Below are 22,855 nucleotides of genomic sequence, written 5' to 3' on the forward strand. Positions count from 1 at the left end.
GCATTTTTATATCAGATGGCTATATTCATAACCCATTGTTCTCCCGTTGGCCCGATCCTTCTTCTGCCCGTATCTTCGAAACCAACCCGTTCATACAGCTGCTGAGCCGGAACATTCTTATGGTTCACGACCAACACCACTTCATCGCAGGAAGGAAACTGACTTCGAATGAACGATGGCAGCGCAAGCATCCCTCTTCTGGCATACCCCTTACGCTGCTGACGATGGTCAATGGATAAGGTAGTAAGCAGCATGGCATGAGAATTGCTTGTATACTCCTTGACGCGCTCCGTGGCGTGCAGGATAAAGAAGCCGACAGGATGATCATCAGCTAAAATGACGATGGGAAACTGACCTTCCACTAGGTTTAATGCTTCTTTCGGATGAGCGGTAAATTGGACTTGATCATCCGGAAGCTCGAATTCATTCAAGATAGGCAGGTGTTCTGCCGAACGGAATTCCAGCTGAATTTGTTCCGCTTTTTGCATGGGGGGATATCTCCTCTGTCTATGGTGAAATGGATACATCTTTTACTCTATCGATTGCAATCTTGATCTTACTTATTATCCTGTTTCTTCGCCATACCACAGCTGCCGGAAGCTTTCGCTTGAAGCCAGCAGTTGTTCCGCCGTGCCTTCGGCCTCAATCTCTCCGCCATTTAACACGATGATATGGTCCGCATGGTTAAGTGCTGCTTTTCGATGTGATACGACAAGGCAAGTCGCCCCGCCGCGCTCGCTGAACAGCCGTTCCCATAACTTACGCTCGGTCTCAACGTCCAATGCGCTGGATAAATCGTCGAATACATACAGCTCCGCGTCCCTTACCAGCATCCGTGCGGCCGCAGTCCGCTGAGCTTGACCACCGGACAGCTTGACTCCGCGTGGACCTACCATCGTCTCCAGCCCATGCTGCAGATGCTTGATATCTTCTTCCATTACAGCCGCATGTAGTGCACGGTCCAGACTGCCAGGTTCCTCGGTTATGCCTAGCAGGATGTTGTTTCGCAGTTTATCGCTGTACAGCCTAGGGATCTGCGCAGTATACGCACTCTGTGGAGGTATAAAGAAATCAGCAGGCTCTGTTACCCTCTCGCCGTTCCACCGGATTTCACCCTTTTCGGCAGGCAGCAAGCCCAGCAATGTGCGAACTAGCGTCGTTTTACCGCTGCCAATCATCCCTGTAACGACAGTAAAAGTACCACGCTTCAGTGTCAGATTAATATTCGAAATACCGCGTCCGGTTTCGGGATATTGATACGACAGCCCTTGCGCTTCAAGCAGCGAGAGAGGTGATGCCTCGATATAAGCCGTTTCCACGCCGTCTTCGGCTGCAGAAATGGTGGAAGGATGGAATCTTTCATTGGTCAACAAATCTTTCTGTGTCCTACGATTAGGATTAGCTTCCTTCTCTTTATTCTGTTTGTTCTTAACCTTACCGATACCGATATAATTGGCTGCTGTAAGCAGCGAAGCCGGTGCCCCTTGCAGCATGGATTTTATGCGCTGAAAACTGACGCCCATCTGCTTGTAGTAGGTCATGAAGTTGCCTACGTTCGATATTAGCTGTGTGACAAAAGTTAAATAATATACAAAGAGCGACAAGTCCCCAACCGTAAAATCGCCACTTCGCATCTTAAGACTCGCAAGCACGAGGATCAATCCTGTGCCGAGGTTGACGGAGTTGGTGAATACGGAAGATAAAGTTTCCGTTAACAGCTTATCCTTCACCATGGATTGGCGCCGTTTCTCACTAAGGCTTACAAACCGTTCCACTACGCGTTTCTCAGCCCCTGCGACTTGAATGGCTTGCACGTTGGCAAACATTTCGCTAATCGCACCGGTTACCTTGGCCGTCGATTCCCGGCTTGCCGCCCTGTATTTCTGGATGCGTGCGGTCGCAATCTGGGCTGCGGTGACCACGAGGATCAAAGGAACGAACACGAGAATCGTCAGCTGCAGATCAATGGATATAAGAATCCAGCTGGCAACGATAACGAATCCGACCAGTCCTAAAGTATCCACCGACCAGCTAGTCGCTTCTTCGGCCTGATCGACGTCATCCCGAAAATTGCTGATGGCTTCACCTGGGGAGCAAGGTATCGCCCGAGCTCCAGGCTCCTTCATGACATGGGACAGCATATTGCGGCGAAGCAAGGTGCTGATCCGGAAGCGAAAATGCACGTCTGTCATGAAACCGCCGAAGATCAGCGCAATCCGGGCTAAAGCAGCGCCAATGAGCAGCACGGCAATCGCCCAAACGCCGTAGGGAAAAGCATATGTACCTTCCAGATGGTCAAAGAAAGCCTTGGTTAACAGTCCGGGGATCAGTGGTGCCATATGGATAAGGGACCATGCCAGCAGGTTGATCAGATACAAGCCAGGCCGGTACAGAATCAACCGCCAGAAAAAATGTCTTGTTTTCATGCCAGCACCTCCTCCATTCCAACGGCCAGCATGCGGCTAAACCGTGATTGCGGGTCTGAGGCAAGCTCTTCCCGGCGACCACTTTCGAGCATGCGACCATTCTCCAGAATAAGAATCCGGTCTGCACGTTGAACCGTAGCCAAGCGGTGGGCAATGATAATACACGTCTTCTCCTGCAGCAGACGCGTAATGGCTGCTTCAATCCGGTATTCCGTTAACGGGTCGAGGCGGGATGATGCTTCATCAAGGATGACGAGACCCGGATCCGTCAGAAAGACACGGGCAAACGCCAACAGTTGGGCCTCACCAGCCGACAGGCTCCCCCCGCCTGAGGCCAGGTTCGTATCGAGCCCTTCCTGAAGCGAAGCATACCAGTCCCCAAGCCCAAGCTCCTCGAGCACGGATATGATGCGGCTATCCGCGATACCTTCATCAAACAAGGTCAGATTATCACGAACAGTCCCTTCCAAAATCTCAATATTCTGCGTAACCATGGCGACTTTGCGCCTCAGTTCATGAAGCTTGAAGGCCCGGATATCCGTTCCTGCAAGCTCGATCCTTCCCTCTTGGGGATCATAGAAACGCAGCAGCAGGCGGGCGATCGTCGTTTTGCCGCTGCCTGTACGCCCGAGCAGCCCTAGAGTCTGGCCTGGTTCGAGCCGCAGCTGCAGATTTTCGAGCGTAACCTGCCCGCCCTCTTCATATGAGAAGTTTAGGTTGCGGAATTCCACCGACAACGGACCTGATGGAAGCGGAGCTCCAGGTCCGTCTTTGATCTGGGGCTCGGTTGCCAGCAATTCCCGGACCCGCATCAAGCTGGCATCTGCCTTTTGTAAGTCCTCTAATTGGGTACGAATCTTCTCAATCGGCTTGGCTAACAGCTCGGTATAATAAAATACTAAATAGATGGAGCCGATCGTCAAACCGCCATGTCCATTCTTCCACAGTATGGCGCAGACGATAAATGCGGCCGCATTGCCCAGCGCAAACACCAATATTGTTGTGCTCCACATAAGGAAAAATCCGATGAATGCACGAACTCGAACCGGCAGCATGCGTCTGGCCATCTCGTAGAATCGATTCATGACATATCCAGCCGCCCCGTTGGCACGCGTATCTTCAGTGCCTTCGAGGTGCTCGCCAATGAATCCGTAGAAATCCGCATTCAGCTCACGCCAACGCTTCCAAACCGGTATCGCAAATCGACGGATATGCTGAATAGCGTAGATGCTGCCGATAACAAACACCGTCATGACAAAACCAATCCAGAAGTTCTCCCGATATAGAAGAGTCAGGATTCCGATCATAAGGAGCAGATTGCCGAATAGATGAATAATAAAGCTGGAGAAGAAATTCGCAAGCGCATTCACATCGCCATCGACCCGTTCTATTAAAGAGCCGGACGTGTGGATTTTGTGAAAGCTCATATCCAGCGAGAGGCAGTGCTCCGCTAATTCAGCCCGAAGCTTGTTGGTTGTCGTCCAGCCCAGATTCTCGCTGTAGTAAGCAGCCGCAATGGAAACGCCTTGTTGGAGTAAAGAAAATACGATAAAAAAACCTGCCGCATAATAAAGGGATGTCAAATTTCCCTCTCCTTGAGCCGTATCGATAAAATACCGGATGATCTGCGGATTAATCAGTTGCAGCCCGATTGAAAATAATAGCAGCACCGTTAGGGCTGCCAGCAGTTTCTTATGCGGGAATACGTATCGGAATAGCATCTCCCGGTACATGCCAATCCCCGTGGTCCTTCGCTTGCTGTTTAACGTGTGATCGCTTTGCATTCGTCTATAATCCCCCCGCTTCAGGTTAACCCTCTTGATAATAATAAGCCTCCTGGGAAGATATGACAAGAACATGGGTTCCTGTTTTTAAAATAATTTACAGCCGATTGATTAGCGACACATCTGCCTGCAAAATCGCTCTGATTAAGAACTCTTTTGAACCCACGCCAAAAAGACCAGCCACTTGAGCATGGGACTGGTCTTCAAAACCGTTTACGTATAGAGAATCAACATCTTATGTCTCTGCCACTAATTTTAAGAACTGATTAATCATTTCGGGGGTGATTTCCTGGTTCTCGGGCATTTTGACTGCCGAGCTCTTATTAACAGATTGGATGGCCACATTGGATCTAGCTCCACTTGAAGCGATACCGGATCTGGCTTGTCCATCATGCACATTGTCATGGTTAGCTAACATCATCATCAGAAAAGCACTTCCAAGTCCTAACGACCACATACTCATTTTGTTTTTCTTGTTCATCTGCGTTGCTCCTTCCATCACTTGTAGTGACATACTTAGTATAAGGTCCAAACCTTAACGAGAGATGAAGGCAACCTAAAATCCAGTTAAGTAAAGTGAGGATATGATTATATCCATGAAATTCCAACACCTTTGTAAAACGACCTATATTTTTTTATTGACAGACGCCAATCCTCGGTTTACATAATATAAATTATGTGATATTCAATGTGGAATACTTCCAAATTTGATCGAGCTTATCCGAATAGAAAGGAATCGTACTTCCACGTCCAAGCAATGCGCCGCATCGCTCGGGATCCTTCAGTCCGGAAGAGATCCCTCTCCCTTATATTACCAGACTCTGTTCATGCTCGTCAAAATCGGCAACAACCGCCCTCATCTCTTACATAACCTCAAGATGAGGCGGTTGTCACAAGAATTCCTTATTTCGTTACGATTAAGGTTTTAGATTTCATTCCAGAAAGCAACGTCTTCAAGCGGCAATCTTACCGTTGGCCGACCTGAAGCGGCTGCTTTTCCGATGGCAATCAACATGACGCTGCGGTAATGGGAAGGAATATTGAACTCTTCCACGAACTGAACTTTGTTATATCCACCCATCGGTACGGTATCATACCCTCTGGCACGTGCACTCAGCATCAGCTGCATGGAGATCAATCCGGCATCCACATCCACGATGCTTTCTTTTACGGATTGATCCATATTCGCATAAAGATTTTCGGCCGTATAGATAAAGCGCTGCTTGATCTCTTCGGTCATATACCCCGCTTCTTCAGACATGGAATATATCTTCTCGCCCTTCTCATACCACTTCATATCTCCCAGCACAGCAATGACGGCTGAGGCTTGAAGTACTTGCTCCTGATTATTGGCAATGGGATGCAGCTTCTTCAAGAGCTCAGCATCATCGATCACAAGAAAGCGCCATGGCTGCAGGTTGCTTGAAGAAGGTGCCAGTGTAGCGTCCATCAGGATCGCTTCCATCTCTTCTCTTGGAATCTTTACCGACGGGTCGTATTGACGAACCGAGTGGCGCTCCTGAATCACGGTTTGAAAATCGGGTTTTGTTATGGTAGACATGGTTTATCCCTCCAAAATTATATTGTGCATTTTTTTGCACAGTTTAGATCGCAAGTTAACTGTGTTATTTAATGCACAGTATATAGCAGACTGAAATTCTTTGTCAACAACATTTTGAAAGGTTCACTGAGCGATGTCCGCAATCGTGCGCGATTCCAGTATTTTCAAGGTACTGTCCTCAATCTCGGATAAAATGCCAACAAAGGATTCCTTGATTTCCTCAGCAAAACAATGACCGGAAGCTGCGTCCAGCATACTGTCGCTGATTGAGCTGTGGACCTGGAGAATCGAGTACACTTCAGCCAAAGTAATATCGCAGGCGTTCTTCTTCAGCCGGTATCCACCATCTCTTCCTTCACGCGATTCAATCATATCGGCTTGCGCGAGTGTTTTCAGTACGCGTCGAATCAACGTCGATTCCGAATGCAGATACGAGGCGATATCGCCGCTTGAGCATTTGCCGGAGTGACGTTCAAGCGTCACAAGCGCCTGCACGGCGAGACTGAAGGTTTTATAGGTGGACGGGCAGGCCATTGTCGATTTCTTGGAGGCCACTTCTTTATTTACGCTCATGTTCCTACCCCCTTTTTAAGAATGAGATTGCCTTTAAACCTTTAATAGGTGTTTTGCAGCAGAAGCAGATGTTCCCATCTTAGCTTTTTCATTATTGTATCGTAAACCTGACACTCCATCAAGCACAACAAGGACCATCATCTAATGGCCCTCGTCTTCAACCAGCGCTTGGGACTCATACAAATTCGCCTCTCGGTAATTCACATCCATTCTCAGATGGCTCGCAAGTGCCCGGTCAATATCGCCATGTTCGAACATGCTTTGAATCTCGTTACGCTCTGACTGAATGGCTTTAAGTTCCAGTTCCCTGCGTTCAGTGCTAAGCTTCTGCTTTCTTCGGCTCCATACACGATCATTCTGAAGAAAATGCTCCATTGCACGATAGTCTGCAATAACCGCTTGCAGGACTTCCTGCCTCTGCGCCGGCTTCACCGTTTGGATCTCATGGATTGCTGTACGAATGGCCTCCAGCTTCAATGCCTTATACATCTCCCAATCCGGGTGATCCGGAGACATGGGCATTTCTTTGGACTCGTTTTTTTTCAACAAGCGCTTTAAATTCCGCCATAAATTCTTCGTGAGCAGCCTGAACTTATATCGGCTGGTCAGCAGCATCTCAACTTTGTTCAGCGAGGACAGGAATTGCTCCGCGACCCTTGCAGAAGCTTTATGTTCCTTAAGCCATGTTTCTGTAACGTTCCGTTCCGCAGTAAGTCCGATTTTTCTGACGGTGATCGTGGCTTCCCAGAACTCTCGCATGTCGCTCTTATCCATTATTTGAGATTGCTGAAGCCGCTTGGTATACGCATAAATAAGCTGAACCGCCTCCTCCCTGTTTTCATCCGTCATTTCTTCCCGCACGGTACGTATTCCCGCTTGTAGCATATGAAGCCGTGCTTCTTTCTCACGATCAATCACTGCGGCCGTATTCACAGGTTTCTCACGTGTCAGCAGCGGAAGCAGCACGCTCGCGATGACCAGAGTTAACAGGATGACACCAGCGCAGATGAATAACATTAAGCTTCGCTCTGGAAATGGACGATGGTCCGCAAGGGTGAGCGGGATGGAGAAAGCCGCAGCCAGCGTTAATGCCCCCCGTACGCCCGACAGTGCAGTCAGCAGGGAAGACTTGAACTGGCGGTTCGTTGAAGCCCATACCCATATGAAACGCAGCAATATCAGAACAGCAGTTATCAGGAGTATATAACCGACGACTTGTCCATTGTTATAGGTAGGATCACTCCATATTTGATTGACGACCCCCGGGATTTCATGCCCGAGCAGAATGAACACCAGCCCGTTTAACGTGAACAGGATTACAGACCAGGTGCTGTCCGATACAACTCTAAGTTTAATGGATGCTGATCGCATACGATCCCTCTCCACGGCGTGGGTGACACCCGCCGCAACGACAGCCAGAATCCCGGACAGATGAAATTCCTCGGCTATAAGGTAGATGATAAATGGCGTCAGAATGATGATCAGCATATGAAGCGTGACGTCCTCCATACCGAGCCGGCGCAGCAGCATTCTGAACCAAATCACAAGAAACCCTAGAAGCGCCCCGACAACGATGCCTCCAATTGCAATGACAAAAAAACTGCCGATGGCTTTCGTTAAAGAAAAATAACCCGTCACTGTAGCTGCAATCGCAAAATTAAACGCAACGAGACCGGACGCATCATTCATAAGCGCTTCGCCTTCAAGTAAATGCATGATTTTCCCCGGCAGCTTCACTCTGCCTGACAGGGAGCCCACCGCAACCGCATCGGTAGGCGAGAGTATCGCAGCCAACGCAAAGGCAGCTGATAACGGTATGGTCGGAATAAGCCAATGAATGAAAGGTCCCGCGATCAGAACGGTTGCAAATACGAGACCTAGTGCCAGCAGCAGAATATTGGACCTGAGCTTCCACAACTCGCTCCGTGGGGTCAGCTTCCCATCATTAAACAAGAGCGGTGCGATAAACAGGACCATGAACAATTCCGGATTCAGTGGCACGTGATGGAACCCGCGGATATAGGCGGCCCCGATCCCAAGCGCAATTTGGATCAACGGGACAGGAATGAATGGCAGAAATCGATTGATGATGTTGGAAATACCGATAAGAACCAGAAAAATAAGTACCATAAGAAATATTTCCACAGTGCATCCGCTCCTTCCTCGAGAAGAATAACTTATGTAACATGGGCATGTCTGTCAATAGACTGATTTAGGTTGTGTAGAATAGTAAAGGTTTATTTATGAGCTGGAAAAGTTTCAACCTTCATGCCGCCACAAAAAAACAAGGCTTCCTAAAGGAGATGTCCTTTAGAAAGCCCTAGTGCTTGCAAATGCTTATTAATAGGCAGTCCAGCCTGCATCGGCTGTAACAACAGTACCGTTTACAAAGCTGGCTTCATCTGAAGCCAGGAACAATACCACTTTTGCGATCTCTTCCGGTTCCCCTGCCCGTGGGTTCAGGTTGATACCAGCCATAGCTCTTTCCATACCAAACGAATTCGGCGCGTTTAGAGTGGTGCCGATATTCGTGCTGACGCCGCCTGGAGCAACCGCATTACACCGGATTCCCTGCGTTGCATATTGAAAACCGACATTTTTGGTTAATCCGACAACAGCATGCTTAGCGGCCGTATACGCTGCACCTGCTCTGGACCCCATAAGCCCTCCGGCAGAAGCAATGTTGACAATGACCCCGCTCTTTTTCTCCAGGAAGACTGGCAATGATTTACGAATAGTTCTCATCGGTCCTGTTGTATTGATGGCAAATACGCGATCCCACAACTCATCCGTTAGATCCGCAGCCGGTACGAAGTTGTCCATAATGCCGGCATTGTTGATCAAAATATCAAGCGTTCCATATGCATTAACAGTAGCATCAACCAACTGCTGCACATCTTCTTCCTTGGCCACATTCGCTACCAGTGCCAGGGCCGTGCCGCCTTTTGCTGTAATTTCGTCAACAACGGCTTGCGCCGCCTCAAGACGCAGGTCAGACACGACAACTTTTGCGCCTTCGGCAGCAAACAGTTCCGCTGTCGCTTTTCCCATACCGGAAGCAGCACCTGTAACAATCGCAACTTTACCAGATAATCTCACGTTCCATACCCCCATAATAGGTTGTGATATCATTTTGGAAATCAGGGACAACAAATCAACAACTGTACAGTACACGACATATGTCAATTCTAGTATAATCGTAGTATGATTTAGGTCACAATGATTACATAGCGTGGAATTGTACGATACCGAACAAAAAGCGTAAATTTGTTTAGATTTTAACTATTAAATTCGTTATATTTTTAACCGAAAGGACTCGAATCTATGCAATCGAGCAATAAAATGACCGATCGTCGCATCGTCCGCAGCAAAGAAGCTTTAAAGCAAGCGCTTCTATCACTCCTCTCGCAGAAGAGCTTTTCCAGCATTTCCATTACGGAAATCGTAGAGTTAGCCAATTACAATCGAGGAACCTTCTATACCCACTACGACAACAAAAAGGCTCTTCTCGATGATATCCTGACTCCTTTAATGGAGGAGCTGATCGCATCCTTCAGGGCTCCTTACGGGGAAGTCGACGTGTTTCATATCGATGAGCTGCCTGCCAATGCGGTAAAAATATTTGATTATATTCACCAAAATGCAGACGTATATACGGCCTTATTCAAAAGCGATGTTCTACCCCTTGTCCGGGATAAAATGTTCTCGGCATTAAAACAAATCGCCATGGAGGATTTGGACTACCCCAGGGGAGAACTCAACCATGAACTACTCATCATCTACAACATGCACGCCTTACTCGGCCTGGTATTCCACTGGATCGAGAACAATTTCCAATACCCCGTCCCTTATATGAGAGATCAACTGGTTCTCATGATCAACTGGAGGCCGAGAAGCGTAAGAACACAGATTAAGCGCACGGACCTTACTTGAAATCAATGAGCGGATAACGTAGAAAAATAACGTAGAAAAACCATCAACCCGTTCAAAACGCAAATTGAACGGGTTGATGGTTTTGGTTGCTGAATTAACGATTTTTCTTACAAAGCCCCCTGCCGCCGATCCGGTCCAGATCGTGAACCAGTCTTATCTCCCGCGGATATTCTTATTCTTGTTCCAGAGGAGTGGAGAGAACCGTCATGGTCGTTGTATGTCCATACTCGCTGCAATCATAGATGAAGGCTTCCAGAGACTTCATGGAAGCAGTTTCGATTTTCATAAGAAAATTGTATTGTCCGCTGACTTGATAAATCTGGGTGACCTCCTGCGACTGTTTGGCGAATGCCGTCAGCCGGTCACAATGACTGGCTTGAATCAGGATGAAGGCCGTTACGCCCTTCCCCATTTTGTCAGGAGATAGAACCGCACGATACCCCGTAATTACGCCCTTCTCCTCCAGACGCTTCACACGTTCGGATACCGCAGGCTGCGTCATATGGACCTTTCTCCCCAATTCGGAGAAGGAGATTCTTGCATTATTTTTTAACAGCTCCAAGATTTGAAGATCAATCTGATCCATGATTACACTCCCCTGTCTTACCCAAAATCAATTTCAAAGTTGGATGTGCGAAACGCTTATAAATTCAAAGTAATACGGTAGGGATTCCTTGGGTTTCATCTGTAACTATAGGGCTATGATTTATACAATAGAGCTAGGTTAACAAGCATTCATTCAAGGAGGAATATACAATGACAATCAACCTGCACGATCCTATACAGATCGGAACGGTACAATTGAAGAACCGAATGATCATGGCTCCTATGCAGCAAAATCAGGGAACGCCGGATTCTTATGCAACCGATCATCATGTGAAATTTTACAGTGAACGGGCAGAACATGTCAGTTTAATCATTATCGAATCTACCGTGGTGTCCGCAAATGGCCGTCTGTTCCCGGATGATATCGGGATATATACCGAACAGCATACGGCTCCATTACGCAGGATTGTCGATGACGTCCATTCAAAAGGAACGCCCATCTTCATCCAATTGACCCACGCCGGCAGAAAAGCATGGCCCAGCGTCACCGAAAAAAAATTAGCCCCTAGTTCGATTGCCTACGACGATGAATATGGACTGCCACAAACGATGTCCCAAGCCGACATTAACGCAGTCATCGAACAGTTCCGGATGGCTGCTCATCGAAGCCTGCAGGCTGGCTTTGATGGAATCGAGCTTCATGCCGCCCACGGTCATCTTCTCCACCAGTTTCTCTCTCCGCTGTCAAATCAGCGAACAGACACATATGGAGGAAGCCTGGAGAACAGAGTCCGATTGATCCAAGAAGTTCTGGGGGCCATCCGAACCGAAGTAGGGATCAATTACCCGGTGCAATTGCGGGTTTCTGCATCCGACTTTGCCGATGGCGGCCTGACACCAGCAGAGGTTGCACTCGCCTTGACTTACCTGGAATCCGAACTGGATGCCGTGCACGTATCTTCGGGCGGTCTCGTTCCTGCTGCACCTTTAGCCACACCGGAGGGCTACCAAACACCTTATGCTGCAGTGATCAAACAATATGTAAAAATACCGGTGATCGCGGTCGGCAATATCCGCACCCAAGCGTTCGCCAATTTCATTCTAGCAGATGAGATAGCAGATATGATAGCCATCGGCCGCCCATTGCTGGAGGATGCCAATTTCGGTGAAAAAATGCTGTCCTTAGCCTAATACTCCATCTCAAGTGACATATATTCGTTTATTTGCCCACTTCAATAAGAAAGCCAAAGGCCGCATCCACAAAGGTAGGTAGGTTTGAACCACCCTTGGATACGGCCTTTTCTTTAATACCGATCAATTTCATCTATAATCTAGAAAATAACGTCGAGTGTACTTTCGACGATTCGATCGGCCAGCTCGCGATTCATCGTAGCGGAGTTCATCACCCGCAGTCCATAGTAGCTGCTTAAGAATAAGCTAGCCAGCTGCTTCGCAGAGCGTTCAGCCGGAATTTCCCCCGATTGTATCGCCTCTTCCATCACGCTGATCAAGTCTTCCTCAAGATCATAAATATATTGCCCGAATATCCGTTCAACCATCGGGTCCCGCCCAGCCCGTTCCATACTGATATTAACCGCCATGCAGCCGCGGTGGTTCGGGTCCGAAAAATCCATGCCGATTGCCCATTCAAACAAGGCGCGCAGCCTATCCTTAACCGGGATGGACCGGCCCAGAATCTCTCTGGATATCTCCAGGCCTTCATCATTGTAACGTTGAAGCACCTGCTCGAATAACTCATTCTTGCTGCCGAACGCATTGTACAGGCTCCCTTTACCCAGCCCTGTCTTCTCGCACAGCTCTTGCGTGGAACTCGCCTCATAACCCTTGGACCAGAATACGTCCGTGGCAGCATCAATGACAGCTTCCTTCTTGAACTCACGCGGTCTTCCGTTCGTGGTCATTCCCCTCATCCCTTTTGAACATGATCTTTGTTACCTAAAAGTATAGGGTTTATGTACCACTCAGTCAAATATTATCGGGTTCCCCCGAAAAGATTCGTCGAACGGTTTCATACGCCAGCTTCGGACGACGATATTCATCTACAATACCTTTGCTGTTCCGCGTGCATGAACGATTCAGCAGCCATCCAAGCCCTTCCGTCACTCGGCAATCGCTAAATTGCCATATAAACATCCCGGATATGTATTTTCGCTCCATGTATGCCTTCAGATTGCTCGCGATAATATCGGCCTGCCGTTCCTCAGAGCCTTTCTCCCGATTCGGACTGCGGAATCCGTAGAACCCGTCCCCTGAGGCATATCAGCGGATTAAAACCGACATCGAGGACCATTACGCCGATCCGCTTCATATTGGAGCGTTGGCTAAGAAACATGCCATTTCGGAGTCGTATTTGCGAATTGCATGTTTCTCCCAAGGACTACCTGACCGACATCCGTATGCGTCATGCAGAGCGTTACTTGGCATACACGTCGTATACCCTGAGGTTTATCGCCAACACATGCGGATTTCATGATGAATTTCATTTCAGTAAAGCATTTCACAAGTACAAAGGTATAGCACCCGCGGAGTTCCGCAAAACCTCAAAAGATGCGGATCATTCAGCCCTGTAACGGTTGCTAATTGGTGTCTCGGCGTGTACTTTCGAATCTAAGAAAACCTTATGTAATCGAAATAAAATTCTAAACCAAAAACGGACTTTAGAGACGTTATTTAGCAGATAGCAGCAAATCGACTGCCAATGCCCATGATAACGACTCTGTTGTCCGTTTTAACTAGAAAATGATTCTTTTTTGTAACCTATTGTCTCCAGAAGATTTTTTATCCCGGTGGCGGGGCCGTGGATCGGCGGATGATCAACTCCGGGGGGAGCACAATGCGCTGTACAGGTTCTCCCTGGCTGGCCAGATTCCTGACCACAAGGTCCACCGCCAGGCGGCCCATCTGTTCCATCGGCTGGGCAATAACAGTGAGCTGCGGATCTGTTACTCGGGCCAGAATCGTATCGTCAAAGCTGACGACCGAACAGTCCTCAGGAACGCGCAGCCCGAGCTCGCGAATCGCCCGCAGGGCGCCGATCGCCAGCATGTCGTTGCAGCAAAACAGCGCAGTAGGCGGTTCCTCCAGCTCCAACATAACTTTGGCTCGTCTGAATCCGTCCTCGATCTTATGGTCACAGGCCGCAATATAGTCGGGGGAAAGCCCTAAACCGAACGAGGCGGCAGCTTCGACAAAACCCCTTACCCGCTCATTGCTGCTCGTCACCCGTTCATGCTCGGCAAGTACGGCCAGCCTGCGGTGACCGAGACGAAGCAGATGCTCAGCAGCGAGACGGCCCCCTTCCAAGTCATGAACCCGAACGCTGCTGGCTCCAAGTGCCGGATTGTCCCGGGCGATAAGCGCTATAGCCAGCGAATGCTCCTGAAACGGCTTGAGCAGCTCACCATGGGATACGCCCGTACCGATAATAACGCCATCCACCTGCTTTTGCCTCAGCAGGCTGACATAGCGTTTTACCTTCTCTTCCTGGTTGTCCGTGCTGCAGATGATCACGCTGTATCCAAGCTGATGCCCGTGATCCTCGACCGAGCGTGCAATCTCGGCAAAAAAGGGGTTGGAGATGTCGGGGACGAGCAATCCCAGGGTATAGGTTTTTTTGCCGGCGAGGGCTGAGGCAATCGCGTTCGGCCGATAATTCAGGCGCTGCATGATATCCAGAATCTCCTCACGACGTTCGCGACTGATCTTGCCCTTGCCGTTCATGACATGAGAGACGGTAGCAATGGAAACGCCGGCTTCGCGCGCAACGTCATAAATAGTCGCTCTTATCATCCCTTGTGCTCCATTTGTTTAATTTTGGCATTTCAATTTATTATGGGCTTTCATCTCGTTTAACGCAAGGCCGTTTTGTCGTTAATACTGCCTGCAGACATGCACACCTAGGATCCTGGTCCATAGCACGTTCCCTGACTTAGCTTGCTTTATCTCATAAGCCAATCATGATCCGGATCATTGCGGAATTTCCATATTCGCTTCGGCCCCGCCATGACGTTCAGGTAGTACACATTATACCCGGGAGGCGCGGATACCGGATGGTAGCCCTCGGGCACCATTACGGCCTCGCCATCTTTAACCGCCATCGTTTCGTCCAGCGAACGGTCATCGGTATAGACCCGCTGAACGGCAAAACCGCACTCCGGCTGAACCCGGTAGTAGTAGGTTTCCTCCAGCAGCGATTCCTCCGGCAGCTCATCGCGGTCATGCTTGTGCGGTGGGTAGCTGGACCAGTTGCCCCCATCCGTAAACACCTCGACCACCAATAGGCTATCCGCCGGCTTTTGCTCCGGCAAAATATTATGCACCAGACGCGACATGCTCCCGCTCCCGCGGTTCTCCACGCCGACATCTTCCGGCGCGATGAGACGGGCCGGGTGAGTGCCTTTCCCCGGAGCAAGACACACGGCCAGCTCCATTTCGGTTAATGCCGTGACCTCGAACTGTTTCTGTGATGGCACATAAACCGTATAGGGAGGCGTTTTTTCAAACACGCTCATGCGCTTGCCAATGTTGTCCCAGCTCTCTCCCCCTGCCTTCACGTCGGCTCGCCCGGTTAACAGAACAAGAGCCGCTTCTTGATCTCCCGTGGCTCGGCTCAGCGTCTGTCCTTCCCTTAAACGAAATACTTCAAAGCCCACATATGCCCAGCCTGCGCTTTCCGGCGTAATGGACAGCACGCGCCCGTCCAGGTCCGGCGTCGTTATGAATACAATTAAGTTCGGCATGGTGTTCCTCCTCTTTTATGGATCTGGTCTGTTAATGATGTAGTTTCAATAGATACGCTCTCCCGTTTGAGCAAGATATTCCAGCGCTTGGGCAACAGCTTCTCATATACCGATTTCAAGCAGATACTTAGCGAATACAAACGGTTATTTCTTCTTGTTCAGACAGCTTAGGCATCTCCCTACATCATGCTGCCAATTACAGCCTCTCCAGATTTAGCCTGCCGAAATGCCGGTGGTGAGCTCGGCCAGCTTTACCGGGCGGCCCTGCTGCAGCGAACGCTTGGCCGCCAGGGCGATCAGCTCTGCTTGAAGGGCGTCATGGCCGCTGACCGGCACCGGGGTGCCGTTCTGCAAGCTTTCGATAAATTGCCGCATCTCGTTCATGTACGCTTCCTTGTACCGCTCCAGAAAGAAATACAGCGGTTTGTCGCGGGTAACGCCATCCGGACCGCTGACGACAGCGGTGCTTGGATAGTCGTTGTCGACGGAGACGCTTCCGCCGGAGCCGAACACCTCGATCCGCTGATCATAACCATAGACGGCCTTGCGGCTGTTGTCGATGACGCCGAGCGCTCCGTCAGCAAAACGGAGCATGGTGAGGGCGGTGTCGATGTCGCCTAGCTCTCCGATAGCAGGGTCCACCAGTACCGCTCCCTGGGCGTACACTTCGATCACCTCGCTGCCCGATAGAAAACGGGCGATGTCGAAATCATGAATGGCCATATCCATAAACAGCCCGCCGGACACTTTAATGTAATCCGGATGGGGCGGGTTAGGATCGCGCGAGGTAATCTTAATCAGATGCGTTTCCCCAATTCTTCCCTCTGACACAATCTCCTGAACCCTGCTGAAGTTATGGTCAAACCGGCGGTTGAAGCCGATCTGCAGACTTACGCCGGCCGCTTCCACGGCCGCCAGCGCCTCGCGGGTCTGATCCACGCTCATGCTGACCGGCTTCTCGCAGAAAATATGCTTGCCTTTCGCCGCAGCCTGCTTGATCAGCGGGACATGCGTATCGGTCGAGGAGCAGATCAACACGGCATCGATATCCGGATGCTCCATGATATCGTTACTATTAGTCGTAACCATAGGAATGTCGCGTTCCGCGGCCCAGGCCCTCAGCTCGTCGCCGGCGAACAAATCGCTGATGGCCGCAATTTTCGCACCAGGCGTGCGCAGCAGATGATCCGCATGGATTTTGCCGATTCGTCCAACACCGATAATGCCGATATTAATAGTTTTCATATGAACGTCTCCTCTGCTTAAAGGCTACCAGCGCGCTGTTACCATTTTCTTGCGGGTATAGAACTCCACGCCGTCCGTTCCATTCGCATGCAGATCCCCATAGAAAGAATTTTTCCAACCGGAGAACGGAAAGAACGCCATCGGCGCTGGAACGCCGAGGTTGACTCCAAGCATGCCAGCATCGATATGCTCACGGAACTGGCGCACGTCGCTGCCATCCTGCGTGAACAGGCAGGCCCCGTTCGCGAAGTCCGAGCGGTTGGAGATTTCAATCGCTTCCTCCAGCGATTCCGCCCGCATGACGGACAGCACCGGGGCGAAAATTTCGTCCTTCCAAATCTTCATCTCGCTGGTCACCTCATCAAAAATCGTCGGTCCGACAAAATATCCGTCACCGCTCACGGCCTCGTCGCTTCGACCATCGCGCACCAGCTTAGCGCCTTCTTGCTCGCCCGCCTCGATATAACGGATCGTGCGCTCCTTGTGAGCTTGCCTAATAACCGGCCCGAGGAAAACGCCTTCGTCCGCTCCGTTGCCGATGGTAATCTCATCGGCCGCCTGCTTCAGCTTCTCCATCAGCGGTTCCGCCACGTCGCCCACGGCCACGACGACGGAGCAGGCCATACAGCGCTCGCCGGCAGAACCGAAGGCCGCGCTGACGATCTGGGTCACGGCCCCATCCAAGTCCGCAGTCGGCATCACGATGCTGTGATTCTTCGCCCCCGCCAAAGCCTGCACGCGCTTGCCGTGGGAAGAAGCGGTTTTGTACACGTACTCCGCCACCGGCTGGGAGCCCACGAAGGATACGGCGGCGATGCCGGGATGTTCCAGAATGCCGTTGACCACATCATGCGCGCCGTGAACGACGTTCAGGACGCCGTCTGGCAGACCGGCTTCGGCGAACAGCTCCGCCAGACGCTGTGCCAAGAGCGGCGTGCGCTCTGACGGCTTCAGCACAAACGCATTGCCGCAAGCGATGGCGAGCGGGAACATCCAGCACGGTACCATCATCGGGAAGTTGAACGGTGTGATTCCCGCCACTACGCCGATCGGATACCGGTACATGCCGGACTCCAGGTTGGTGGCGATATCGGGTAGCTGCTTGCCCATCATCAGCGTAGGCGCACCGGCGGCAAACTCCACGCACTCGATGCCCCGCTGTACTTCGCCGTAGGCTTCTGCATAGCTTTTGCCGTTCTCCGCCGTAATCAGGCGCGCCAGCTCCTCCCAATGCTCCACCAGCAGCTGTTGATACTTGAACAGAATGCGCGCGCGGCGAGGCACGGCCGTCTTGGCCCAGGTACGTCCCGCTTTGGCGGCCGCCTGTACGGCCTGATCCACTTCCTCTTTCGTGGATAGCGGGACGTAAGCAAGAATCTCTTCCGTTGCCGGATTGTATACGGGATCAGTTGTTTCGGATCGGGATGGAACGTATTGTCCGCCGATATAATTGCTCAGGGTTTGCGTCATGGCTGGTATGCCCCTTTCGATTGGATCAGTAAAGATAGAAAAAATGAATGCTCTGCTCTACAAGAAATGAAGATTAGCAAAATCACAAGAAGGGGTGAAATTCCTAGAAAGAATACACTCTCAAGAACAGGAGTAATCTCACGAACAAGGGTAATCACAAAACAGGCCTTATCTCAAAAGCACGAAATCTTATGAACGGGCGAAATCTCAGTATTGATAGATCTCAATAAAGATCCTGAGCATGGACTAAACTTAGGTATTGGCAGTAATCTCGCCTCGCTTGCAGCGCTCGATATAATCGTGAACCGCCGCGCTCGTCGGCATCGCATCGGAGCAGCTGTGGCTGGATATGACGATGCTAGCCGCCGCGCTGCCGAATTCCATGCAGCGCTCGATGGTCCAGCCCTGCATCAGGCCGTACAGAAAGCCGGCAGCGTATGAATCCCCCGCCCCGAACGTCTTGATGACTTTCGCCGGAAAGCTCCGAGCCGTATGGCTGGCACCGCCTGGGGTATATGCGATGGAGCCTTCCTTGCCGTGCTTGATAATCACGATCTTGGCCTTATAATCAAACCATTTGGCCGCCGTGATGCGATCGCTGCGCTCCGGATTACCCCCGAACTGCTCCATCATGTCAAACTCTTCGCGCGTGCCGAGGATAATGTCGCATGTTTCCGCCGCTAAATTGTAATAGGTTGCCGTCTCCTGCGGGGATTTCCATGTGTACGGACGGTAATCGAGGTCAAACGCGATCACGGCGCCGTGGCGCTTGGCATAGTCCAGAGCCAGAAACACGGCTTCCCGGGAAGGACTGGCCGCGAGCGCGGTTCCAGAGATCAGTACCATTTTGGCGGAGGCGATCAGCTCCTCGCTCACATCTCCCGTCTCCAGCAGTAAGTCCGCGGCGTTGTCGCGGTACATCAGAATGCTGCAGTCGGTCGGGCTCTTGATCTCGGTAAAGGCAAGACCCGTTACGGCTCCCGTACGATCGATTGTCACGCCCTTCGTCGTAATCCGGTTATCTTCGAGGTACTTTGTAATAAAACGCCCCATCTGATCGTCCGCCACCTTGCCGATGAAGCCTGTATTCAGGCCCAGGCGGGCCATCCCGATACAGATATTGGCGGGTGATCCTCCGACATATTTGGTAAACGTGGTCGTTTCCTCCATCGGCCGGTTAATCTCATTGGCATTCAGGTCGATGCACAGCCTCCCTACAGCCACAAAATCCATCGGTTTTGCGTTATTGAACGTGATTTCACTCATGGATAAACCTCCTTGATCAGATCGGCCGCGGCTGAGACTTCATATGACTGCATGACTCCGTTCGCTAATGGCCGTAATCATTTGCAGCTCTCGTAATACTTACAGTTCAAAAATACTTCCAACCGATAGACACTCCCAGATAGATCCGCCCGCACTTGAATGAGTTTACTTTTGTCCGATAAGTATGTTACGATTCCACCCTCGAACTCAGTCGCATCGCCTTGAGCCTGGCTCGACCCTCGAGCCGTGGCTTCAGCCCTGCATCTATGTCAGGTCTCCAGGCCGTCCAGGTATTCAATCGCCTGTTGAGCATACTCCTTGGCCGGATGAAGCGCAGGATCCTGCTCACCCTCCAGCATCGCCCAGCCGTCATAGCTGCGTTCAACGAGCTCTCCGATAATCGGCGCAAAATCGATGCATCCGTCGCCAGGAACCGTAAACACGCCCCTGCGGATGCAGCTTACGAAATCGCAGTTGTCCAGGCGCGCCTGTTCCAGCACATCAAGCCGGATATCCTTCAGATGGATATACGCGATCCGGTCATAATGCTTGCGGAGCAGCTCCAGCGGGTCGTTTCCCCCGTAATAGGCATGACCGGTGTCGTACAGGAGAGACACCAGCGAAGGGTCAGTCATGGACATCAGCCGGTCGATCTCGTACGGCTGCTCCACAACCGTGCCGCCATGATGATGATAAGCCAGCTTCATGCCGTAGCTTGCCGCAATCCCTCCAGCCTGGTTCAGTCCTTCCGCCAGGCTTTCCCATCCGGCGTCATCCAGACGGAGAACGATGTTCTCATTCGGCGTCCGGCGGGGATCGAAGTGAAGTGATCCCCCTACCTCCGCCGTGCTGATCACCTTGCTGTCGAACCCGGCCAGAAACTCTGCGTGCCGTCGGTAATCCTCCAGCTCCTGCCTGCGATAGTCGGGATCGGAGAACAGCACCGACTTCCACTGGGAGACCAACTGAATGCCGCGCGCATCCAGCTCCCGTTTCAGCACTGCCCGATCCTTGGGGAATTTCCTTCCCATCTCCGTGCCTGTCAGACCCAAAGCCGCAATATCATCCACAATCATCTCAAACGTCGTGTCGTCTCCATGCTCCCTAACGTCCTCGCCGACCCAGTTAATCGGATGTATCCCAAGCTTGAACAGCCTGTTGCTCATAACCAGCGCTCCTTTGTTTTGTTTAGTAGGGGTTGCTTCCTTGTCCAGATCCCTCAGTCGAACCAGCTTCCTTGCTCGAGGCACTTGTATAGCCATTCCTTGCCCCGGACTTTTCTTGCCTCGAGCCGGCTTCATATTGCCCCTACTCCGGTCGTTAGCAAGATCTTACTTGCTTTGCTGCTGCAGTCGTTAGTAGGGCCTTGCTTCCCTGCTTCGGGCCGCCATCTGGCGCTGCGCTTCGGTCACCTTGCTTGAGGCCGACACCTCCGGCACCTCTACGCGCCACCAGGACTCATAACCGTCGGTGTTCGTTCCCGGAACGACCGGAATCTCGATCAGCGTTGTCACGTTTTCCTTCAACGCCAGGAGTAGCGCTTCATGCAGTGCCTCCGGCGTGTTGGCCTTGTAGGCTTTAGCGCCGAGCGCACGCGCGTGCGCGGCAAAATCAATCGGGATGTACTCTCCGGTCAAGCGACCAGTCCCCTCTTCGCGGCGTCGGAACTCATTGCCGAACCCGTCGCTGCCGTTGCTCCGCTGCAGATTATGAATGCATTGGAAACCGTGGTTGTCGAACAGCACAATCGTTATCTTCCGCCCTTCCTGCAAGCTGGTGACCAGCTCCGAATGCATCATCAGGTAACTGCCATCGCCGACCAGCGCATAGACTTCACGGTCCGGCTCCGCGAGGGCCGCACCCAAGGCGCCGCTCACCTCGTACCCCATGCAGGAGAAGCCATACTCCATGTGGTACGTCTTCGGTTCGGAAGGTCTCCATAACCGGTGCAGGTCTCCCGGCAGACTGCCTGCCGCACAGACGATGACGGAAGATGGGGAGATGACCTCATTGATGACGCCAAGGGCTCTCGTCTGCGACAAGCCGTCCGGATGCTCGGCAGCGTACAGGCGGTCCACCTCGCTGTCCCACTCTGCTTTCAAACTGGCAAGCTCGTTTTCTTCGTAACCCGCTTGAAAGCCGTCCCTAGACAGCTTCTGATGCAGCGCTTTCAACCCTTCCTTCGCATCGGCAATCAGTGCTTCGCCGCCGAGCTTGGCGCCGTCCGCGCTGTTGACATTCAGGTTCAGGAACGATACGTCCTCCCTTTGAAACGCCCATTTGGAGGACGTTGTAAAGTCCGAATACCGGGTGCCGACGCCGATAATCAGATCAGCAGACGCCGCGACGCGATTCGCCGCCAGTGAGCCCGTTACGCCCATGGCGCCGAGGTTCAGAGGGTGTTTCCAAGAAAGCGCGCTTTTCCCGGCCTGCGTTTCAGCAACCGGGATGCCGAAAGCTTCCGCAAATGCAGCCAGGTCCTTGGCAGCATCGCTGTAGTGAACGCCTCCTCCTGCAATGATGAGCGGACGCTTGCTGGCTGCAATCCGTGCCGCCGCACGCTTCAGTCCTTCCGCCGACGGCGGGCGGCGGTCGATGACGTGTACCGTTTTCTCAAACAGCGAATCCGGATATTCGTACGCCTCGGCCTGCACGTCCTGAGGCAGCGCCAGCGTAACCGCCCCTGTCTCCGCCGGATCGGTCAGCACGCGGATCGCCTGCCGGGCGGCCGCGATAAGCTGCTCCGGCCGGGAAATCCGGTCCCAATACCGGCTCACCGGCTTGAATGCATCTGCGGCCGACACGGTGTAATCCGACGGGGCCTCAATCTGCTGCAGCACCGGATCAGGCTGGCGGCAGGCAAAGTTGTCGCCAGGCAGCAGCAGTACCGGGATGCGGTTCACCGTTGCCGTAGCTGCGGCGGTGACCATATTGAGCGCACCGGGTCCGATGGACGAGGTGCAGGCCCATATCTGCCGCCGGTTTTTTTGCTTTGCGTATGCCGCGGCGGTATGTACCATACCCTGTTCGTTTTTGCCCTGAACATAAACCAGGTCTCCCGAGCTTCGTTCCAAGGCCTCCCCAAGACCGGTTACATTCCCGTGTCCGAATATCCCCATCACACCGTGCACGAATTTTGTCTCCACTCCATCAACAGAAATATACTGTGCATCCAAAAACTTCAGCAGTGCTTGCGCCATCGTTAATCGTGTCGTCGTCAACCGGTTCATCTCCTTTTCAGCTTTTCATCGTCGTTGCATCCTATGGATAAAACTTAATGTGAATTAAGCG

Annotated in this window: 21 protein-coding genes; 3 read left to right on the top strand and 18 right to left on the bottom strand. The window is 51.6% G+C overall.

What is annotated here, in order from left to right; genetic code table 11:
* Positions 1 to 11 precede the first annotated feature (11 nt).
* The 8 genes from J7E85_RS26515 to J7E85_RS26550 all read right to left on the bottom strand — a co-directional run bounded on the left by J7E85_RS26515 (position 12) and on the right by J7E85_RS26550 (position 9,443).
* On the bottom strand, positions 12 to 488 hold the full coding sequence (locus J7E85_RS26515; protein WP_098746052.1) for a GNAT family N-acetyltransferase: 477 nt from the start codon (positions 486 to 488) through the stop codon (positions 12 to 14).
* A 75-nt stretch (positions 489 to 563) separates the two neighbouring features.
* Positions 564 to 2,426 (bottom strand): ABC transporter ATP-binding protein, encoded by a 1,863-nt coding sequence (locus J7E85_RS26520; protein WP_215162968.1) that lies wholly within the window; start codon positions 2,424 to 2,426, stop codon positions 564 to 566.
* Positions 2,423 to 4,210 carry an ABC transporter ATP-binding protein gene (locus tag J7E85_RS26525; protein ID WP_215162969.1) on the bottom strand — a complete coding sequence of 596 codons (1,788 nt, stop codon included), beginning with the start codon at positions 4,208 to 4,210 and terminating at the stop codon, positions 2,423 to 2,425. The genes J7E85_RS26520 and J7E85_RS26525 overlap by 4 nt, the downstream gene beginning before the upstream one ends.
* Before the next feature lie 235 nt (positions 4,211 to 4,445).
* Positions 4,446 to 4,691, bottom strand: coding sequence for a hypothetical protein (locus J7E85_RS26530; protein WP_215162970.1), 246 nt, complete (start codon positions 4,689 to 4,691; stop codon positions 4,446 to 4,448).
* Between the two features lie 444 nt (positions 4,692 to 5,135).
* On the bottom strand, positions 5,136 to 5,771 hold the full coding sequence (locus tag J7E85_RS26535; RefSeq protein ID WP_215162971.1) for a nitroreductase family protein: 636 nt from the start codon (positions 5,769 to 5,771) through the stop codon (positions 5,136 to 5,138).
* Between the two features lie 123 nt (positions 5,772 to 5,894).
* Positions 5,895 to 6,344 (bottom strand): RrF2 family transcriptional regulator, encoded by a 450-nt coding sequence (locus tag J7E85_RS26540; RefSeq protein ID WP_098746062.1) that lies wholly within the window; start codon positions 6,342 to 6,344, stop codon positions 5,895 to 5,897.
* A 141-nt stretch (positions 6,345 to 6,485) separates the two neighbouring features.
* Positions 6,486 to 8,489 carry a Na+/H+ antiporter gene (locus tag J7E85_RS26545; RefSeq protein ID WP_215162972.1) on the bottom strand — a complete coding sequence of 668 codons (2,004 nt, stop codon included), beginning with the start codon at positions 8,487 to 8,489 and terminating at the stop codon, positions 6,486 to 6,488.
* A 195-nt stretch (positions 8,490 to 8,684) separates the two neighbouring features.
* On the bottom strand, positions 8,685 to 9,443 hold the full coding sequence (locus tag J7E85_RS26550) for an SDR family oxidoreductase (RefSeq protein WP_215162973.1): 759 nt from the start codon (positions 9,441 to 9,443) through the stop codon (positions 8,685 to 8,687).
* A gap of 225 nt (positions 9,444 to 9,668) precedes the next feature.
* On the opposite strand from J7E85_RS26550, the gene J7E85_RS26555 reads away from it, so the two are divergent.
* A complete protein-coding gene (locus J7E85_RS26555; RefSeq protein WP_215162974.1) occupies positions 9,669 to 10,277 on the top strand; it encodes a TetR/AcrR family transcriptional regulator in 609 nt (202 codons plus the stop codon).
* A gap of 172 nt (positions 10,278 to 10,449) precedes the next feature.
* Here J7E85_RS26555 and J7E85_RS26560 read toward each other — a convergent pair whose 3' ends face one another.
* Complete coding sequence (locus J7E85_RS26560; RefSeq protein ID WP_215162975.1) at positions 10,450 to 10,863, bottom strand: Lrp/AsnC family transcriptional regulator; 414 nt, start codon at positions 10,861 to 10,863, stop codon at positions 10,450 to 10,452.
* A 170-nt stretch (positions 10,864 to 11,033) separates the two neighbouring features.
* Here J7E85_RS26560 and J7E85_RS26565 point away from each other — a divergent pair, with 170 nt between their 5' ends.
* Entirely contained in the window at positions 11,034 to 12,014 is a 981-nt protein-coding gene (locus J7E85_RS26565; RefSeq protein ID WP_215162976.1) for an oxidoreductase, read from the top strand.
* Positions 12,015 to 12,154: 140 nt separating this feature from the next.
* Here the strand turns inward: J7E85_RS26565 and J7E85_RS26570 are convergent, their stop codons facing one another.
* Both J7E85_RS26570 and J7E85_RS26575 read right to left on the bottom strand, forming a co-directional pair.
* Entirely contained in the window at positions 12,155 to 12,745 is a 591-nt protein-coding gene (locus J7E85_RS26570) for a TetR/AcrR family transcriptional regulator (protein ID WP_215162977.1), read from the bottom strand.
* A 64-nt stretch (positions 12,746 to 12,809) separates the two neighbouring features.
* Positions 12,810 to 13,001, bottom strand: coding sequence for a hypothetical protein (locus J7E85_RS26575; RefSeq protein WP_215162978.1), 192 nt, complete (start codon positions 12,999 to 13,001; stop codon positions 12,810 to 12,812).
* A gap of 173 nt (positions 13,002 to 13,174) precedes the next feature.
* Between J7E85_RS26575 and J7E85_RS34955 the strand changes: the two genes are divergently transcribed.
* On the top strand, positions 13,175 to 13,414 hold the full coding sequence (locus tag J7E85_RS34955; RefSeq protein WP_215162979.1) for a helix-turn-helix transcriptional regulator: 240 nt from the start codon (positions 13,175 to 13,177) through the stop codon (positions 13,412 to 13,414).
* A gap of 208 nt (positions 13,415 to 13,622) precedes the next feature.
* Here J7E85_RS34955 and J7E85_RS26585 read toward each other — a convergent pair whose 3' ends face one another.
* The 7 genes from J7E85_RS26585 to iolD form a co-directional block, all read right to left on the bottom strand.
* Entirely contained in the window at positions 13,623 to 14,633 is a 1,011-nt protein-coding gene (locus J7E85_RS26585) for a LacI family DNA-binding transcriptional regulator (protein WP_215162980.1), read from the bottom strand.
* Between the two features lie 149 nt (positions 14,634 to 14,782).
* Positions 14,783 to 15,583 carry a 5-deoxy-glucuronate isomerase gene (gene iolB, locus J7E85_RS26590; RefSeq protein WP_215162981.1) on the bottom strand — a complete coding sequence of 267 codons (801 nt, stop codon included), beginning with the start codon at positions 15,581 to 15,583 and terminating at the stop codon, positions 14,783 to 14,785.
* Positions 15,584 to 15,796: 213 nt separating this feature from the next.
* Positions 15,797 to 16,828 carry an inositol 2-dehydrogenase gene (gene iolG, locus J7E85_RS26595; RefSeq protein ID WP_215162982.1) on the bottom strand — a complete coding sequence of 344 codons (1,032 nt, stop codon included), beginning with the start codon at positions 16,826 to 16,828 and terminating at the stop codon, positions 15,797 to 15,799.
* Between the two features lie 24 nt (positions 16,829 to 16,852).
* Positions 16,853 to 18,298: a CoA-acylating methylmalonate-semialdehyde dehydrogenase gene (locus J7E85_RS26600; protein WP_215162983.1), complete on the bottom strand. Its 1,446-nt coding sequence runs from the start codon at positions 18,296 to 18,298 to the stop codon at positions 16,853 to 16,855.
* A gap of 252 nt (positions 18,299 to 18,550) precedes the next feature.
* Positions 18,551 to 19,564, bottom strand: coding sequence for a 5-dehydro-2-deoxygluconokinase (gene iolC, locus J7E85_RS26605; protein ID WP_215162984.1), 1,014 nt, complete (start codon positions 19,562 to 19,564; stop codon positions 18,551 to 18,553).
* 269 nt (positions 19,565 to 19,833) lie between these two features.
* Positions 19,834 to 20,730: a myo-inosose-2 dehydratase gene (iolE, locus tag J7E85_RS26610; protein ID WP_215163020.1), complete on the bottom strand. Its 897-nt coding sequence runs from the start codon at positions 20,728 to 20,730 to the stop codon at positions 19,834 to 19,836.
* A 189-nt stretch (positions 20,731 to 20,919) separates the two neighbouring features.
* Positions 20,920 to 22,785, bottom strand: a complete 1,866-nt coding sequence (iolD, locus tag J7E85_RS26615) for a 3D-(3,5/4)-trihydroxycyclohexane-1,2-dione acylhydrolase (decyclizing) (RefSeq protein ID WP_215162985.1) — start codon at positions 22,783 to 22,785, stop codon at positions 20,920 to 20,922.
* Positions 22,786 to 22,855 lie beyond the last annotated feature (70 nt).

The organism is Paenibacillus sp. ISL-20 (assembly GCF_018613005.1).
Classification (GTDB): Bacteria; Bacillota; Bacilli; order Paenibacillales; family Paenibacillaceae; genus Paenibacillus_AQ.